Annotated in this window: 14 protein-coding genes; 7 read left to right on the top strand and 7 right to left on the bottom strand. The window is 72.3% G+C overall.

Annotated elements, in window-relative coordinates; translation table 11 throughout:
- Positions 1-111: 111 nt before the first annotated feature.
- Positions 112-1,947 carry a gamma-glutamyltransferase gene (gene ggt, locus ACWGI6_RS23525; protein WP_453269340.1) on the top strand — a complete coding sequence of 612 codons (1,836 nt, stop codon included), beginning with the start codon at positions 112-114 and terminating at the stop codon, positions 1,945-1,947.
- A gap of 193 nt (positions 1,948-2,140) precedes the next feature.
- Positions 2,141-3,628, top strand: a complete 1,488-nt coding sequence (locus tag ACWGI6_RS23520; RefSeq protein ID WP_453269339.1) for an amidase — start codon at positions 2,141-2,143, stop codon at positions 3,626-3,628.
- A 33-nt stretch (positions 3,629-3,661) separates the two neighbouring features.
- On the opposite strand, the gene ACWGI6_RS23515 is transcribed toward ACWGI6_RS23520, so the two are convergent.
- The 3 genes from ACWGI6_RS23515 to ACWGI6_RS23505 form a co-directional block, all read right to left on the bottom strand.
- The gene (locus tag ACWGI6_RS23515) at positions 3,662-4,216 is read right to left on the bottom strand and encodes an isochorismatase family protein (protein WP_453269338.1); all 555 of its coding nucleotides are present in this window, start codon (positions 4,214-4,216) and stop codon (positions 3,662-3,664) included.
- A gap of 88 nt (positions 4,217-4,304) precedes the next feature.
- The gene (locus ACWGI6_RS23510) at positions 4,305-5,849 is read right to left on the bottom strand and encodes an MFS transporter (RefSeq protein WP_453269337.1); all 1,545 of its coding nucleotides are present in this window, start codon (positions 5,847-5,849) and stop codon (positions 4,305-4,307) included.
- The gene (locus ACWGI6_RS23505) at positions 5,846-6,277 is read right to left on the bottom strand and encodes a MarR family winged helix-turn-helix transcriptional regulator (protein ID WP_453269336.1); all 432 of its coding nucleotides are present in this window, start codon (positions 6,275-6,277) and stop codon (positions 5,846-5,848) included. Before ACWGI6_RS23505 ends, ACWGI6_RS23510 begins: the two co-directional genes overlap by 4 nt.
- A 179-nt stretch (positions 6,278-6,456) precedes the next feature.
- Between ACWGI6_RS23505 and ACWGI6_RS23500 the strand changes: the two genes are divergently transcribed.
- Together ACWGI6_RS23500 and ACWGI6_RS23495 are read left to right on the top strand one after the other, a co-directional pair.
- Positions 6,457-7,299 (top strand): nitrilase-related carbon-nitrogen hydrolase, encoded by an 843-nt coding sequence (locus tag ACWGI6_RS23500; protein ID WP_453269335.1) that lies wholly within the window; start codon positions 6,457-6,459, stop codon positions 7,297-7,299.
- Positions 7,296-8,618, top strand: coding sequence for an aspartate aminotransferase family protein (locus ACWGI6_RS23495; RefSeq protein WP_453269334.1), 1,323 nt, complete (start codon positions 7,296-7,298; stop codon positions 8,616-8,618). The genes ACWGI6_RS23500 and ACWGI6_RS23495 overlap by 4 nt, the downstream gene beginning before the upstream one ends.
- 75 nt (positions 8,619-8,693) lie before the next feature.
- On the opposite strand, the gene ACWGI6_RS23490 is transcribed toward ACWGI6_RS23495, so the two are convergent.
- Complete coding sequence (locus ACWGI6_RS23490; protein ID WP_393908790.1) at positions 8,694-9,578, bottom strand: ABC transporter substrate-binding protein; 885 nt, start codon at positions 9,576-9,578, stop codon at positions 8,694-8,696.
- Between the two features lie 368 nt (positions 9,579-9,946).
- Here ACWGI6_RS23490 and hydA point away from each other — a divergent pair, with 368 nt between their 5' ends.
- From hydA to ACWGI6_RS23475, 3 genes are all read left to right on the top strand, one after another.
- Positions 9,947-11,356, top strand: coding sequence for a dihydropyrimidinase (gene hydA / locus ACWGI6_RS23485; protein ID WP_453269333.1), 1,410 nt, complete (start codon positions 9,947-9,949; stop codon positions 11,354-11,356).
- An 11-nt stretch (positions 11,357-11,367) separates the two neighbouring features.
- Positions 11,368-12,369 carry a TIGR03842 family LLM class F420-dependent oxidoreductase gene (locus tag ACWGI6_RS23480; RefSeq protein ID WP_393908788.1) on the top strand — a complete coding sequence of 334 codons (1,002 nt, stop codon included), beginning with the start codon at positions 11,368-11,370 and terminating at the stop codon, positions 12,367-12,369.
- A gap of 157 nt (positions 12,370-12,526) precedes the next feature.
- Positions 12,527-14,083, top strand: coding sequence for an NCS1 family nucleobase:cation symporter-1 (locus ACWGI6_RS23475; RefSeq protein ID WP_453269332.1), 1,557 nt, complete (start codon positions 12,527-12,529; stop codon positions 14,081-14,083).
- Here ACWGI6_RS23475 and ACWGI6_RS23470 read toward each other — a convergent pair.
- From ACWGI6_RS23470 to ACWGI6_RS23460, 3 genes are all read right to left on the bottom strand, one after another.
- On the bottom strand, positions 14,049-15,158 hold the full coding sequence (locus tag ACWGI6_RS23470) for a lipoate--protein ligase family protein (RefSeq protein WP_453269331.1): 1,110 nt from the start codon (positions 15,156-15,158) through the stop codon (positions 14,049-14,051). The genes ACWGI6_RS23475 and ACWGI6_RS23470 overlap by 35 nt on opposite strands.
- Positions 15,155-15,919, bottom strand: a complete 765-nt coding sequence (locus ACWGI6_RS23465; RefSeq protein WP_453269330.1) for an SIR2 family NAD-dependent protein deacylase — start codon at positions 15,917-15,919, stop codon at positions 15,155-15,157. Before ACWGI6_RS23465 ends, ACWGI6_RS23470 begins: the two co-directional genes overlap by 4 nt.
- A 168-nt stretch (positions 15,920-16,087) precedes the next feature.
- Positions 16,088-17,047, bottom strand: coding sequence for a hypothetical protein (locus ACWGI6_RS23460; protein WP_453269329.1), 960 nt, complete (start codon positions 17,045-17,047; stop codon positions 16,088-16,090).
- Positions 17,048-17,161: the final 114 nt, after the last annotated feature.

Here is a 17,161-nt window from a genome sequence, read left to right as displayed (position 1 = left end):
TGCCGTCATCAGGGCGGCAGCAGGCGAAATGCCCTCTGTCGGCGCGCTGTTGGGCCGAGTAGGCTCCGGCCCCTGCCGCTCCCCGCGCATGCTCTTGGAGGAATCCCCGGTATGAGCAGAGCCCGACGCCTCACCGTCCTGGGAGCGGCCGCCGCGCTGGCCGGCTCCCTGGTGGCGGTCCCGGCCGCCGCCGGGACCGCCGCGCCCGCCCGGCCGGCTCCCACGGCCCAGGACGGCGCCACCACCGCCACACCGGAGAAGACGCCGGTCGCCGTCGGCTACGGCGGGGCCGTCTCCAGCGTCGACGCGGATGCCTCGGCCGCCGGTATCTCGGTGCTCAAGAAGGGCGGCAACGCCGTGGACGCGGCGGTCGCCACCGCCGCGGCCCTCGGCGTCACCGAGCCCTACTCCGCGGGCATCGGCGGCGGAGGCTACTTCGTGTCCTACGACGCCAGGTCCCGGACCATCCGCACCCTCGACGGCCGGGAGACCGCCCCGCGCTCCGCCGGCAAGGACCTCTTCCTGGAGAACGGCACCCCGATTCCGTTCGCCGACGCCGTCACCAGCGGGCTGAGCATCGGCACCCCGGGCACTCCCGCCACCTGGGACACCGCCCTGCACAAGTGGGGCAGCCGGTCCCTGGGGCAGGTGCTGCGGCCCGCCCGGCAGCTGGCAGCGGGCGGTTTCACGGTCGATCCGACCTTCCGCCGGCAGACCGCGGACAACGAGGCGCGCTTCCGGGACTTCCCGGCGACGGCGGACCTCTTCCTGCCCGGCGGCAAGCTGCCTGCGGTGGGCTCGACGTTGAAGAACCCCGATCTGGCCCGTACGTACGACGAGTTGGCGAAGAAGGGGACCGGGGCGCTCTACGACGGCGCGCTGGGCCGGGACATCGTCCGCACCGTCCGGAAGCCGCCGGTGCGCACCGGAGCCACCCGCAAGGTGCGGGCCGGCAAGCTGACCACGGGCGATCTGCGGGCCTACCGGGCCCTGCGCCACGCGCCGACCCACACCCGCTACCGAGGCCTCGACGTCTACGGCATCGCGCCGTCCTCCTCGGGCGGCACCAGCGTCGCCGAGGCGCTCAACATCCTGGAGAAGAGTGATGTCTCCCGGCTGAGCGAGAAACAGTATCTCCACCGCTATCTGGAGGCCGGCCGGATCGCCTTCGCCGACCGCGGCCGCTGGGTCGGCGACCCGGCGCAGGAGGACGTACCGGCCAAGGCCCTCACCTCACAGCGGTTCGCCGACTCCCGCGCCTGCCTCATCCGCGACGACAAGGCGCTGACCAGCCCGCTCGCGCCCGGCGACCCGCGCCATCCGAAGCGCTGCGCCAGTGCCGGCAAGGCCGTTCCGACGACGTACGAGGGCGAGAACACCACCCATCTGACCGTCGCCGACAAGTGGGGCAATGTCGTCGCCTACACCCTGACCATCGAGCAGACCGGCGGCAGCGGCATCGTCGTCCCGCACCGTGGCTTCCTGCTCAACAACGAGCTCACCGACTTCTCCTTCGCGCCGGCGGACCCGGCCGTCCACGACCCCAACCTCCCGGGCCCCGGCAAGCGGCCGCGCTCGTCCATCTCGCCGACGATCGTGCTGCAGCACGGCCGGCCGGTGCTGGCGCTCGGCTCGCCCGGCGGCGCGACCATCATCACGACCGTGCTGCAGACCCTGGTGAACCACCTCGACCGCGGAATGCCCCTGGTCGACGCCATTGCCGCACCGCGCGCCAGCCAGCGCAACGCCGCGACGACCGAGCTCGAACCCGGCCTGTGGAACAGCCCGGTCCGTCAGCAACTCGAAGCGATCGGACATGCGTTCAAGGAGAACCCGGAGATCGGAGCGGCGACCGGTGTGCAGCGGCTGCCGGACGGCCGCTGGCTGGCCGCGGCCGAGAAGGTACGGCGCGGTGGCGGCTCGGCGATGGTCGTCCACCGGTCGTAACGGGCGTGCACCGGCCGTCACGCCCCTCGTTCGCGCGCCGTGCGTCACACGACCGGAACACGGCGGGCCGCTGTGTGCCGTCCGTGTGTCGTCGATGTGGCGCACCGCGCGGCATCGTTGATGGCCATCGCCGTGACGATTAGCCTCCTGGGACCGTTCGTTCGAATGAGCGGTTCCAGGGAGGGCACGCAGCGTGAGCGTTGACGAGAGCCAGGACCGCGAGACCGGGCCGGCCCCGGCCCGGCACATCGGTGCCACGGCCGGAGAGTGGGAAGGACTCGCCGAGCAGGCACGGGCGCTGGCCGAGGGGCGGGTGACCTCGACCGCGCTGGTACGGCGGTCGCTGGCGCGCATCGAGGCCACCCAGAGCAGTGTCAACGCCTTCCGGCGGGTACGGGCCGAGGCGGCGATGGCGGAGGCCGCACAGGCCGACCGCAGGCTGGCGGACGGGGAGCGGCAGCCGCTGCTCGGGGTGCCGGTCGCGGTCAAGGACGACACCGATGTGGCGGGCGAGCCCACCGCGTTCGGGTGCGCCGGCGAGTTCCCGTCCAAGGAGCGCGATGCGGAGGTCGTCCGGCGGCTGCGCGCGGCCGGCGCGATCATCGTCGGCAAGACCAACGCCTGCGAACTGGGGCAGTGGCCGTTCACCGAGGGACCGGCGTTCGGCAACACCTGCAACCCCTGGAACCTCGCCCACACCCCGGGCGGCTCCTCCGGCGGCTCGGCCGCCGCGGTCGCGGCCGGGCTGGTACCCGCCGCGCTCGGCACCGACGGCGCCGGCTCGGTCCGGATCCCCGCCGCCTGGTCCCATCTCGTCGGCATCAAACCCCAGCGCGGCCGCATCTCCACCTGGCCGGACCCGGAGTCCTTCCAGGGGATCACCGGCATCGGACCACTGGCCCGTACGGTCGAGGACGCGGCGCTGCTGCTGGACGTGGCCAGCGGCAACCACGACGGCGATCTGCACCGGCCGCCCGCCATCGCGGCGCGCGAGGCCGCCCGCCGCGATCCGGGCCGGCTGCGCATCGCGCTGTCGTGGAAGGCCGCCTTCACCTTCACGCCCAAGCCGCTGCACCCCGACGTCCGGGACGCGGTGACCGGTGTGGCCCGCACCCTCGCCCGGCTGGGGCACTTCGTGGAGGAGGCGGAACCGGACTACGGGCTGGTCGGACTGGCCTTCGTCCCGCGCGCCACGGCCGGGGTGGGGGAGTGGGCGGACCGGGTTCCCGACCGCTCCCTCCTGGACCGCCGTACGCGGGAGGCGGCGCGGATGGGCCGGCTGCTCGGCGGGCCCGTACTGCGCCGGGCGCGCGCCGCCGAGAAGCGCCAACAGCGGCGGATCGGCGCGCTGTTCGGACCCTATGACGTCCTGCTGACGCCGACCACCGCCACTCCGCCCCCGCGCATCGGCACCCTCGCCAAGCTCAACGGCTGGCGTACGGACCAGGCCATGATCGCTGCCTGCCCGTACGCCTGGCCGTGGAATGTCCTCGGCTGGCCGGGCGTGAGCGTCCCCGCCGGCTTCAGCGCCGACGGCCTGCCGCTGGGCGCCCAGCTGCTCGGCCCGGCCCACGGCGAGCCACGGCTGATCTCGCTGGCCGCCCAGCTCCAGGACGATCTGCGCTGGCACGAGCGGCGTCCGGCGGGGCATCCGGCGCGGCTCGATGGCGTCCGCCCCTGAGGCGCCCGGCCCCGAGGCGTACGCCCCTGAGCCTCAGCCGAGGAGCGCGAGGATCGCCTCGGTGGTGCCGGTCTCGCCCAGCCGCGGGAAGATCTTCTCCAGGCTGTTGCGGTGCGCGTCGGCGTCCAGGTCGGTCATCGCGTCGGTGGCGAGGGTGACGTGGTAACCGTGTTCGTGTGCGGCACGGGCGGTGGACTCCACCCCGATGCTGGTGGCGATGCCGGCGAGGACGACCTGGGTCACCCCACGGCGGCGCAGCTCCAGATCCAGGTTCGTGCCGTGGAAGGCGCCCCACTGCTGCTTGGTGACGATGATGTCGCCGGGCTGCCGGTCGAGCTCGGGCACCAGCTCCGCCCAGTCGGCGGGCGGGTTGCCGGCGCGCGCCGCGGACTCCGTACGGCCCGGGGCGCCGCCCGTGACGTTCACCAGGACGACCGGGAGGTCGCGGGCACGGAACGCGGCGGCCAGCCGCGCGCCACGCGCGATGACCTCGGCGGAGGGCACCGGGGCGCCGGGCAGACCGGCGATGCCTTTCTGCAGGTCGATCAGTACCAGGGCGGTCGTGGCGTCGAGGGTGGTGGCGGGCACGGGGGCTCCTTGTGTGGTGACGGGTGGTGGAGGTATTGCGGGTGTGGCGGGTACGGCCGTCGTGGCGGCCGGGGACCGGTGGCCGGTTTCAGCCGCCGGTCCCGGTGGCGCCGGGCCGCAGGCTGCGGTCGGCGAGGGTCAGGAGGAACAGCAGCAGGCCGAGCACGACGCCGATCAGCGCGATCTCGTGCAGCCCGGAGTCCGAGGCGCGCTGCCCGTAGAGCAGCCCGAGGAGGCCGGACGCGGTGATCGCGCCGACGTACTGGGCGGTGCGCTGGAGCCCGGCGGCCGCGCCCACGCCGTCGGCCGGGGCCTGGGCGTAGACGGCGGCCTGATTGCCGGTGGAGGCCAGGCCCTGCGGGATGCCGAAGAGCGCCCCGGCACACAGCAGCGCGACCAGCGGGCCGGTGCCGTGCAGCAGGAGGAAGACCGCGCTGCCGACGGCGAGACAGGCCGCGGCGAGGGTCAGCGGAGCGCGGATGCCCTTCGTCCGGGCGCCCACGATCGAGCAGACCGCGGCCGCCAGGGACATCGGCAGCATGATCAGCCCGGCCTGGAGGGACGAGGCGCCGTGCGCCTGCTCCAGCCACTGGCTGAAGCCGTAGAGCACGCAGTAGATGACGAGATAGGCCAGCCCCTGCCGGAGGTAGGTGCGCACCAGTGCGCCGTTACGGGCGAGCATCCGCAGGTCGATGAAGGGCGCCGGATGGCGCAGCTGCCACCACACCAGGACGCCCGAGAGCACTCCGGCCGGCGCCAACAGCAGCCACTGCGGGTCCGCCAGGCGCAGCAGGAAGACCATGGCGCAGGTGAGCGCCGCGGCGAACAGCGCGATGCCCAGCGGGTCGAGGGAGGCGGAGGCGGGCTCGGCGCGCCCCGGCCGGGCGTCCTTCCGGTCGGCCGGGAGCCAGGCGAGCGCGCCGAGCAGGGCGAGCAGCGCGAGCGGGATATTGACGGCGAACACCGCGCGCCAGCCCGCCGTCGCGGCGAGCAGTCCGCCGAGCGTGGGGCCGATGGCGGCGCTGCCCAGTGCGGCGAGCGAGAGCCGGCCGAGCACATACCGGGGCGTCGGACGGCCGGTCCGCGCCGACTCGGCGCGCAGCACCGCCATCGCGGCGGGGTAGGCGGCCGCGGTGCCGATCCCGAGCACGACCCGGGAGACGATCAGCAGCGCGAAGGTGGGGGCGAGCGCCCCGATGACGCCGGCCGCGCAGACGGTCAGCGCACCGGCCGCGAACACCCGGCGCGGCCCGACCCGGTCGGCGAGCCGCCCCATCGACGGCTGGCCCACCGCGCTGGCGAGATACATCGCGGAGATGAGCCAGGCGGTGTCGGCGGCGCCGACGTGGAAGTCCTGGCCGATCGCCACCAGCGCGGTGGCGATCATGGTCGAGTTGATGGGGTTCAGCAGTGAGCCGAGCAGCAGGGGTGCCATCAGCCGGGCGCCGAAGGCACGGCCGGAACCGGTGGCCGCGCCGGAGCCGGTGGCCGCGCCGGAGCCGGTGGCCGCGCCGGGGGCGGTGGCCGCGCCGGGAACGGCGGGCCCACCCGTCTCCTGCGGGGTGGTGACGGCTGCCGGGGCCGTGGCGGCCTCCGGTGTGCCGCCCGGTCCGGGGCCGGAGAGGTTGCTCATTCCGGCATCAGCCGCCGTATCAGTTCGGTGGCCGCCTCCAGGGTCCGCTGCTCCTCCGGGGTCAGCCGGCCGGCGATGGCCTCCGCCAGCCAGTTGTGCTTGGCCTGACGTACGACGGCGAGCATCCGGCGGCCCTCCTCGGTGAGCGAGAAGACCACCTGCCGGCCGTCCGTCGGATGCGGGCTGCGGGCGAGGACGCCGTGCTCCTCCAGTGCCCCGACGGTCAGCCGCATCGACTGCGGGCGGACCAGCTCGGCGCGGGCCAGCGCGGCGATGGTGGCCTCGCCGTCGGTCTCGATCCGGCTGATCACCGCGCGCTGGGTCGGGGTGAGTTCCCCGTGCGGCGAGGCGGCGCGCAGATGGCGCATCAGCAGGGAGACGGTGGTGCGCAGCTCCGTCGCCAGGCGTTCCTGGTCCTTTTCCGGCATATCTCCAGCGTAAATCTCGACAGGAAAACTTGCAAGTTTCCCTGTCTACCTCGCCCGGAGGCCCCGGACGCGCCACGGAGAGATGGTCTTGCCACGGTGCATGGCGGGGCTTACGGTCACCTCCACACGCGTAGATCCCGCGCGGGCTGCAGGCTGACGCATCGACAAAGGAGCAGCTCATGGCCGATGTTGTGCGTGCCGCACTGGTCCAGGCGACCTGGACCGGCGACACCGAATCGATGATCGCGAAGCATGAGGAGTACGCCAGAGCGGCGGCCGCGCAGGGCGCGAAAGTGATCGGCTTCCAAGAGGTCTTCAACGCTCCGTACTTCTGCCAGGTCCAGGAGCCCGAGCACTACCGCTGGGCCGAGCCGGTGCCCGACGGGCCGACCGTGCGGCGGATGCAGGACCTCGCCCGGGAGACCGGCATGGTGATCGTGGTGCCGGTCTTCGAGGTCGAACAGTCCGGCTTCTACTACAACACCGCGGCCGTCATCGACGCCGACGGCACGGTCCTCGGCACCTATCGCAAGCACCACATTCCGCAGGTCAAGGGCTTCTGGGAGAAGTACTACTTCAAGCCGGGGAACATCGGCTGGCCGGTCTTCGACACCGCCGTCGGCAAGATCGGCGTGTACATCTGCTACGACCGCCACTTCCCGGAGGGCTGGCGGCAGTTGGGCCTCAACGGCGCCCAGCTGGTCTACAACCCCTCCGCCACCTCCCGCGGTCTGTCCGCCTACCTCTGGCAGCTGGAACAGCCCGCGGCGGCCGTCGCCAACGAGTACTTCATCGCGGCGATCAACCGGGTCGGCGTCGAGGAGTACGGCGACAACGACTTCTACGGCACGAGCTACTTCGTCAACCCCCGGGGCCAGTTCGTCGGCGACGTCGCCAGCGACTCCAAGGAGGAGCTGGTCATCCGCGACCTCGACTTCGCCCTGATCGACGAGGTCCGGCAGCAGTGGGCCTTCTACCGCGACCGCCGCCCCGACGCGTACGACGGGCTGGTGCAGCCATGACCCATGCCCCCCATGACGCGACGAGCCTGCACGCCCGCCACCAGGCCGTCCTGCCCTCCTGGCTCAGCCTCTACTACGAGCGGCCCCTCGAACTCACCCACGGCGAGGGCCGCCACGTCTGGGACGCGGAGGGCAACCGCTACCTCGACTTCTTCGGCGGCATCCTCACCACCATGACGGCCCATGCGCTGCCCGAGGTGACCAAGGCCGTCAGCGAGCAGGCCGGCCGCATCATCCACACCTCGACGCTCTACCTCTCCCGCCCCATGGTCGATCTGGCGGAGCGGATCGCGGCGCTCTCCGGCATCCCCGACGCCCGGGTCTTCTTCACCACCTCCGGTACGGAGGCCAACGACGCGGCCCTGCTGCTGGCCACCACGCACCGCCGCTCCAACCAGATCCTGGCGATGCGCAACAGCTATCACGGCCGGTCGTTCTCCACCGTCGGCATCACCGGCAACCAGAGCTGGTCCCCGACCAGCCTCTCGCCGCTGCAGACGCTCTATGTCCACGGCGGGGTGCGCAGCCGCGGCCCGTACGCGGAGCTGAGTGACGCCGAGTACATCGCGGCCTGCGTCGCCGACCTGGAGGACATGCTCCAGCAGACCGCCGGCGGTATCGCCGCGCTGATCGCCGAACCGGTCCAGGGCGTCGGCGGGTTCACCATGCCACCGGACGGCCTCTACGCCGCGTTCCGCGAGGTGCTCGCCCGGCACGGCATCCTCTGGATCAGCGACGAGGTGCAGACCGGCTGGGGCCGCACCGGCGACCACTTCTGGGGCTGGCAGGCGCACGCCGACAACGGCCCGCCCGACCTGCTCACCTTCGCCAAGGGCATCGGCAACGGTATGTCCATCGGCGGGGTGGTGGCCCGCGCCGAGGTGATGAACTCCCTCTCCGCGAACTCCATTTCCACCTTCGGCGGCAGCCCGGTCACCATGGCCGCGGGCCTGGCCAACCTCGGCTATGTCCTCGAACACGATCTCCAGGGCAACGCCCGGCGGGTCGGCGGCCTGCTTATCGAGCGGCTGCGGGCGGTCGCGGCCGGCCTCGATGTCGTACGGGAGGTGCGCGGCCGCGGCCTGATGATCGGCATCGAACTGGTCCGGCCCGGCACCGACGAGCGCTCACCCGAGGCCGCCTCGCTGGTCGTGGAGGCCGCCCGGGAACGCGGGCTGCTGATCGGCAAGGGCGGCCAGGGCGGCGCCTCGCTGCGGATTGCACCCCCGATGACGCTGACCGTCGCCGAGGCGGAGGAGGGCGCGGATCTGCTCGCGGACGCGCTGCGGTCGGTGCAGGGCATGCCGGCCGCTTCGTAGCGGACACCGCCGCGGCCGGGGCGGGGCCGCGTGGCGAGCGAGGCCCCCGCGCACCCGCGGTGGACCCGGCCTGCCTCACTCCGTCCCGGCGAACTCGCGCACCGTGTCGGCCAGCAGGGTGAAGAAGCGGGTGTGCGCGCGCCGGCTGCAGGGGGCCTCCGGGTTCCACGGCAGCAGCCGGGCCCGGGCCTCGATCGCGCGCCAGTGCTCGTCGGCCCGGAGTTCCTGGGGCCGGGCGGCGTTGGCCCGTACGTCCATGAGCACGATGTCCGGGTCCATCGCCGCGGCATCCGCCCAGCCGACCGTGGACCAGTTCACACCGGCGCCCGCGGCCGGTTCCAGCAGCCCGACGCCGTGTTCGGTCAGCGCCCGCAGATCCGGCCAGGAGCTGGGCCGGGCCAGATGCACCCGCTCCGGGCCCGCGGGCGACAGCGCCAGCGCCCGCGGCCGTACGGCCCCACCGGTCGCCTGCCGCAGGGTGTCCTCCGCGGCATCCAACTCACGTGCGCTGCCGGGGGGTTCGCCCCGTCCGAGCGCACCGGCGAGCGCCGCGAACCGTTCGCGCACTTCGGCCAGGCTCCGGCCGGGGCCCACCGCGACGGTGGCGACCGGGACATGGGTCTCCAGCTCCAGCGCGGTCTTCTGCTCCAGGCCGTAGACCTGCTCGCCGTCATAGGTCACGGCCACCACGAGGTCCGGTTCGGCCTCCAGCAGGGTGTCCGGGTGCAGAGCGCCCCCCGAACCCAGGTAGGGGATCTCCGCGAGCGGCAGCTCACCGCCCTTGGCGGCGTCGGGGGCGGCGCCGTCGTGCTGGGACCCGAAGAGCCCCACGGGACGTATGCCGTGGTCCCACAGCGTCGCCCCCGCCTGTATGTACGCCACGATCCGCAACGGCCGTTCCCCGGCCACCACGAGGCGCCCCCGGTCGTCGGAGAACTCCCACGGTGTGCTGTGCTCCATGCCCTGTCGCCTCTCTGCACCGTCCGCCAGGATGCTGTGGCGCTCGCGAGGACTGCCCGCCGGCACCGGCGGATATCTGCCCATCGCGCCACCCCGGCATCCCTCCGGCGCGTACCGCGCCCGCGGCGCCCGGCCGCCGCGTTGAACCGTCCAGCTGATCGTTGGCGCAACACGAACGTCTCCGCTGATTAACGGTCACGGTATTGCCACCTTGGGTGACATGCTTCTACGGTCTCCTTCTCGACCGCGATCTACGGGTGTAGACCGGTGGTGGCGTGGCGTCAGCGGAGCAGACCTGCCGAGGAGATGGTGCGCGTCGAGCTCCGCCTTCCCGTGCCGCCGATGTCGCTGGTGTGGAAGGAGCAGGGATGGTGAGCCGTACGGTCGTCCGGGGCGGACTGGTGATCACAGCCGCCGATGAGATCCACGCCGATGTCCTGGTGGAGGACGGCAGGATCGCCGCCCTCGCCGCGCACGGCGGCTCCATCGCCGACAGCTGGGGGGAGTCGGCGGACCGCATCCTCGACGCCACCGGCAGATACGTCATCCCGGGAGGCGTCGACGCCCACACCCACCTGGACTTCCCCTTCGGCGGGACCTTCTCCTCCGACAACTTCGAGACCGGGACCCGCGCCGCGGCCTGGGGCGGCACCACCACGATCATCGACTTCGCGGTCCAGTCCCGCGGCAAGTCGCTCCGCGCCGGCCTGGACACCTGGCACGCCAAGTCCGACGCCCAGTGCGCCATCGACTATGCGTTCCACATGATCCTCTCGGATGTGAACGAGCACACCCTCAAGGAGATGGACCTCCTGGTGGCGGAGGGCGTCACCTCCTTCAAGCTGTTCACCGCCTACCCCGGCGTCTTCTACAGCGACGACGGGCAGATCCTGCGCGCCATGCAGCAGTCCGCCGGCAACGGCGGTCTGATCATGATGCACGCCGAGAACGGCATCGCCATCGACGTCCTGGTCGAACAGGCGCTGGCCGAGGGCCGAACCGACCCCCGCTACCACGGCGAGGTCCGCCGCGTCCTCCTCGAGGCCGAGGCCACCCACCGCACCATCCAGCTGGCGCGGGTGGCCGGCGCCCCGCTCTACATCGTCCACGTCTCCGCAGAGGAAGCCCTGGCCGAGATCACCCAGGCCCGCGACAAGGGGCTGAACGTCTTCGGCGAGACCTGCCCGCAGTACCTGTTCCTGTCCACCGACAACCTCGCCGAGCCGGACTTCGAGGGCGCCAAGTACGTCTGCTCCACCCCGCTGCGGCCCCGTGAGCACCAGGCGGCCCTGTGGCGCGGGCTGCGCACCAACGACCTCCAGGTGGTCTCCACCGACCACTGCCCCTTCTGCTTCCAGGGGCAGAAGGAACTCGGCCGCGGCGACTTCTCCAAGATCCCCAACGGGATGCCCGGTGTGGAGAACCGGATGGACCTCCTCCACCAGGCCGTCGTGGAGGGCCGGATCAGCCGCCGGCGCTGGATCGAGATCGCCTGTGCCTCTCCGGCCCGGATGTTCGGCCTCTACCCGAAGAAGGGCACCATCGCCCCCGGCGCCGACGCCGACCTCGTCATCTACGACCCCACCGCGCAGCAGACCGTCTCGGCCGAGACCCACCACATGAACGTCGACTACTCGGCGTACGAGGGCAAACAGCTCACCGGCCAGGTCGAAACGGTCCTCTCGCGGGGCGAACTCGTCATCGACCGGCGGGAGTTCACCGGGCACGCGGGCCACGGCCAGTACATCCCGCGTGGCACATGTCAGTACCTCATTTAAGGAGCGCCGCCGTGGACTTCGGAGTTGTTCTGCAGGCCGACCCGCCCTCCTCCGCCGTCGTGTCCCTGATGCGCCGTGCCGAGCGCAACGGCTTCCGCTACGGCTGGACCTTCGACTCGACCGTGCTGTGGCAGGAACCGTTCGTCCTCTACAGCCGCATCCTGGAACACACCGAGCGGCTGATCGTCGGCCCGATGGTCACCAACCCCTCCACCCGCGCCCCCGAGGTCACCGCCTCCACCTTCGCCACCCTCAACGAGATGTACGGCAACCGCACCGTCTGCGGCATCGGCCGCGGCGACTCCGCGATGCGGGTGGCCGGGCGGCCGCCCAACACCCTCGCCCGGCTGGGCGAGGCGATCGGGGCCATCCGCGATCTGGCCGAGGGCCGGGCGGCGGACATCGGCGGCCACCAGGTCCGGATCCCCTGGATCAAGGACGGCAAGCTGCCGGTGTGGATGGCCGCCTACGGCCCCAAGGCCCTGGCCATGACGGGCCGGCTGGCCGACGGCTTCATCCTCCAGCTCGCCGACCCCTTCCTCACCGAGTGGATGATCAAGGCGGTACGGAAGGCCGCCGCGGACGCCGGACGCGACCCGGCCGAACTCACCATCTGTGTCGCCGCCCCCGCCTATGTGGGCGACGACCTCGCTCACGCCCGCGAGCAGTGCCGCTGGTTCGGCGGCATGGTCGGCAACCACGTCGCCGACCTCGTCACACGCTACGGCGAGCACTCCGGCATGGTCCCGGACGAGCTGACCGACTACATCAAGTCCCGTGAGGGCTACGACTACTCCCACCACGGCCGGGCCGACAACCCGGACACCGCCTTCGTCCCGGACGCCATCGTCGACCGCTTCTGTCTGCTGGGCCCGGTCTCCGCGCACCTCGACCGGCTGCAACAGCTCAAGGAGCTGGGCGTGGACCAGTTCGCGCTCTACGCCATGCACGACGCCAAGGAATCCACCCTCGACGCCTACGGAACCGAGATCCTCCCCGCGTTCGCCGACTGAACGGGCGCTGGTACGGGGCGGTGCACACCGCCTTCGGCGTTGCGGCCCGAGAGTGCCCCAGCGGTCGTGACGGCCGGCCGGCAGGCCGGTCGCCACACCGATGACACGCTGCGCCGCCCGGCCACCCGGCGGCCCGCACCCGGACGAAAGGCCCCGTATGTCCGCGACCCCCTCACCCGTGCCGCCGGAGCTCCCCATAGCGCCACCGGGCCAGCTCACCGCCCCGGACGGCCGCGTCGAACCGGCACCGGACGCCATCCCGGCACACGGCCGGTACGTCAATGCCGACCTGCGCCCCGTACCGCTCTCCGAACGCCGCTGGACCACCTACAACTTCACCGCCCTCTGGGTCGGCATGGCCCACAACATCCCCTCCTGGACGCTCGCTTCCGGCCTGGTCGCGCTCGGCATGGACTGGAAACAGGCGGTCCTGACCATCGCGCTGGCGAACCTCGTCGTCCTCGTCCCGATGCTGCTCACCGGGCATGCGGGCCCCAAGTACGGGATTCCCTTCCCCGTCCTGGCACGGGCGTCGTTCGGGCTGCGCGGCGCCAATCTGCCCGCGCTGGTGCGGGCCGCCGTCGCCTGCTGCTGGTTCGGCATCCAGACCTGGATCGGCGGCCAGGGCATCTACATCCTGCTGGGCAAGATCGTCGGCGGTGAGTGGGCCAAGGCGGCGTCCATCGGCGGCTATCCCTGGACCCTCTGGCTCTGCTTCCTGGTCTTCTGGGCCGTCGAACTCGCCATCATCCACCGGGGCATGGAGACCCTGCGCCGCTTCGAGAACTGGGCCGCGCCCTTCGTCCTGCTCGGCGCGCTGGTGCTGCTCGGATGGATGGCGGCCAAGGCGGGCGGGTTCGGCCCGCTGCTGGACCAGCCGAGCGCACTGGGCTGGGGCGAGCACTTCTGGCCGGTCTTCTTCCCGTCCCTCATGGGGATGATCGGCTTCTGGGCGACCCTGTCCCTGAACATCCCCGACTTCACCCGCTTCGGGGCCGGGCAACGGGCCCAGGTCTGGGGGCAGTCCCTGGGGCTGCCGACCACGATGACGGCGTTCGCTCTGCTCTCCGTACTGGTCACCTCCGGCTCACAGGCGGTGTACGGGGCACCGATCTGGGACCCGGTCGCGCTGGCCGGCAAGTCCGACAGCGTCTTCGGTCTGCTCTTCGCCCTGGTCACGGTCCTGATCGCGACGATCTCCGTGAACATCGCCGCCAATGTCGTCTCCCCCGCGTACGACCTGGCCCATCTGGCACCGAAGCTCATCAACTTCCGTACGGGGGCGCTGATCACGGGCGTCGTCGGCGTGATCATCCTGCCGTGGAAGCTCACCGCCACACCCGAGCTGTACATCTTCACCTGGCTCGGTGTGGTCGGCGGGCTGCTCGGTACGGTCGCCGGCATCCTCATCGCCGACTACTGGATCATCCGCCGTACCGTCCTCGACCTCGCCGACCTCTACCGCCCCGGCGGCCGCTACTGGTACACGGCCGGCTGGAACTGGCGGGCCGTGCTCTCCTTTGTCGTCGGCGGACTGCTGTCGGTGGGCGGCTCGTACTCACAGCCCGGCAAGGGCCCCTTCCCCGCCGACGGGCTGATCCCCTTCCTCAAACCCCTGGCCGACTACGGCTGGGCGGTGGGCCTGGCCACCGCGCTGACGCTCTACACGCTGCTGATGGTCACGGGACCCGGGCGAGCCACTCGGGGGAACTGAACTTGCCCGCCGCCAGCTCGCGCGCCCTGGCCAGCTCCGCGTCCGAGACCGCGCCGTCCGACCCGCCGTAGCGCGCCCGGAACGACGCGATCATCCGCTCGATGACCTCGGCGCGGGGCAGCCCGGTCTGCCGCCGCAGCGGGTCCACCCGCTTCGCGGCGCTGGCGATTCCCTTGTCCGACAGCTTCTCCCGGCCGATCCGCAGCACCTCGACCATCTTCGCGGCGTCGATGTCGTACGCCATGGTCACGTGGTGCAGCACCGCCCCGGTGCCCGCGACGATGCGCTTCTGTGCCGCCCCCGCGATCTTCCCGGCGTCCGTGGCAATGTCGTTGAGCGGCTTGTACCAGGCCGTGATCCCCATATCGCCCAGCGCCGTCAGCACCCAGTCGTCCAGATACGCATAGCTCTCCGCGAAGGACAGCCCCTGCACCAGCGACTCCGGCACACACAGCGAGTAGGTGATGGTGTTCCCCGGCTCGACGAACATCGCGCCGCCGCCGCTGATGCGCCGTACGACCGTCACGCCGTGCCGCTCGGCGCCCCGCTCGTCGACCTCGTTGCGCAGCGACTGGAAGCTGCCGATGATCACCGCGGGCCGGTCCCACTCCCACACCCGCAGTGTCGGTGACCGCCGCCCCGCCGCGACCTCGCCGGTCAGTACCTCGTCCAACGCCATGTGCAGCGACGGGGGTTGCGGACCCTCGTGAATGATCTGCCAGTCGAAATCGGTCCACTCGGCGGCCTCCGCGACCGCCCTTCGGACGGTGATGCCCACCGCCTCGCCGCTGAACCCGAGCAGCGTTGCGCCGGCGGGCAGCGCCGCCTCGATCCGCGCCGCCAGACCCCGCGCATCCGTGTCGGCCGGCGCTCCCTCCAGCGCACCGTTGATGGTGTCCAGCGCCTCGTCCGGCTCCAGGAAGAAGTCCCCGGCGACCCGGACCCCGCGCAACACCCCGTCCGCCACCACGAGATCGACGACCACGAGCTTGCCGCCCGGCACCTTGTACTCACCGTGGTGTGTGCCCCGCACGCCGCTCGCCTTCCCGCCGAAACCGCCGCCACCGTGTCTCATGCGGGCTCCGCCAGCCCCGCCAGCAGCCGCGGCAGCGCACTGCCGATCGGTTCGCGGATCACCTCGTCGGCGAGCTCGTCGTACGGTGTCGGCTCGGCGTTGACGATGACCAGCCGGGCGCCGTGCTCCGTGGCCACCCCGGCGAGCGAGGCCGCCGGCTGCACCTGCAGCGTCGTTCCGACCGCGAAGAAGATCTCCGCCGCCTTCGCCACCCCCAGCGCCGTACCCAGCACCTCCGGGTCCAGCCGCTCGCCGAACATCACCGTCGCCGACTTCAGGATCCCCCCGCACACCAGACACGCCGGATCGGCTTCGCCCGCGGCCACCCGGGCCAGGGCCTCCTCCATCGACGACCGCGCATGACAGCGGGTGCAGCTGACCGCCCGTACGGTGCCGTGCAGTTCGAGCACCTTGCGCTCGGGCATCCCGGCGAGCTGATGCAGCCCGTCCACGTTCTGAGTGATCACCCGCACCGGCGTCCCGGACCGCTCCAGCCGGGTCACCGCCTCATGCGCGGCATTCGGCTGCGCCCGGAACGCCGGGCTCCGCTGCCGCATCCGCCACGACCGCCGCCGGATCTCCGGATCGCCCATATACGTGTCGTAGGTGACGAGCTTCTCCGCCTCCGGGTCCCGCCGCCACAGCCCGTTCGGCCCGCGGTAGTCGGGGATCCCGGAGTCCGTGGAGATGCCCGCTCCGGTGAGGATCGCGACGAGCGGGCGCCGAGGAGGCTGAGCGGGGGGCGTGTCGGTGCCGGTCATGGGGCGAGGGTACGCAGCGGCGCGGGGGAGGGCGAGGAGGTTTGGGCGGAGGCGCGCAGGGTGCTGTGGCTGCTGCGGTGCGGGTGCAGGTGCGGGTGCGGGTGCGGGTGCGGGTGCCGGGGGCTGCTGGGGCGGGGACCGCCGCCGGTTCGCCGTTCCGACGGTGCGTCAGACATCGGTGTCCGGCAGCCAGCCGGGGGCGTGCTGCCGGGCGAGTGCGTCCCAGGCGGCGGCGCCGCCGGCCAGCGGCCAGCCACGGGTGGGAGAAGAGCCGGACCCCGCGCGCTCCAGCTTTTGCGCCAGACGCCGGCCCTCGTTTGCGATCTTGTTCGGCGCAAGCGGATCTCCGGCGTTCCGCTGCCGCTGGAGGTGGGCAAGGCGCTCCTCGTAGGCGCGAAGGTCCGGTTGCGCAAGGGCGGTGTGCCACTCGGGGAGCCCCTCGCGGTCCAGCCGCAGCACGGGCAGACGGCCGTCCTCGGCGAGCGCGGCCGCGAGCCGGTCATGGCCGTCCAGCACCACCCAGGTGTCGAGCGCGCTGATCCCCCACAGCACCACGGGTGGCAGCACACCCTCGCGGTACTGGCGACGGCACGCCTTCACCCGTGGCGCGTCCGGTGCGGACAGCGGGCGCAGCGGCAGGATGTCGCGGCTGTCGTGCGCCGGGCTTCCGCTGAACCAGGCGATATGGCCGCGGTCCGGGTCGTGCCGGGCCGGCGTTTCCCAGTAGGCGTCGACCGCGTAGGGGGACATGCCGGGCCGCAGCTGCCAATTCCCGTCGTGGAGCGGCCCGTTGCCGCTCTCCCGCAGTGCGCTCGCGAAGTGATGGGCCCAGCGGGCGCTCCAGGCGTCGTCATCCGTGCAGGCCTCCCGGTACCTGCGGGCCATATCGGCGCGCAAGGCAGGCACCGGCGACACGTACCGGCCGGTGCGCGCATAGTGCACCCCGCGATGGGTGACGCGCTGCCGCGCCAGCAGCACCACCCCGTCCCCCTGGAGCAGCACCAGCCGCCGCCCGTCGGCGACTTCGGCGCGCAATGGTGGGCGGGACGGTCCATCGACGCGCAGCGCCAGCCCGTCCCACCGGACGCCCGAGGCGGAGCGGGGGAGCGCGGTGCGGTGCATGGCCATGGCACGAGCCTACGGCCAGGGCGGACCGGGCGTCTTGCCCGGTGGTTGTATGGGGCATACGGTCTGCCCGTCTTCGCGGGCCGTACGCCCCTCCGCGAAGAGCCCGGCCGCCCG

It is taken from the genome of Streptomyces sp. NPDC054786 (assembly GCF_053611685.1).
Note: the sequence above shows the minus strand (reverse complement) of the source record. Positions and strands in the feature narration are given on the sequence as shown.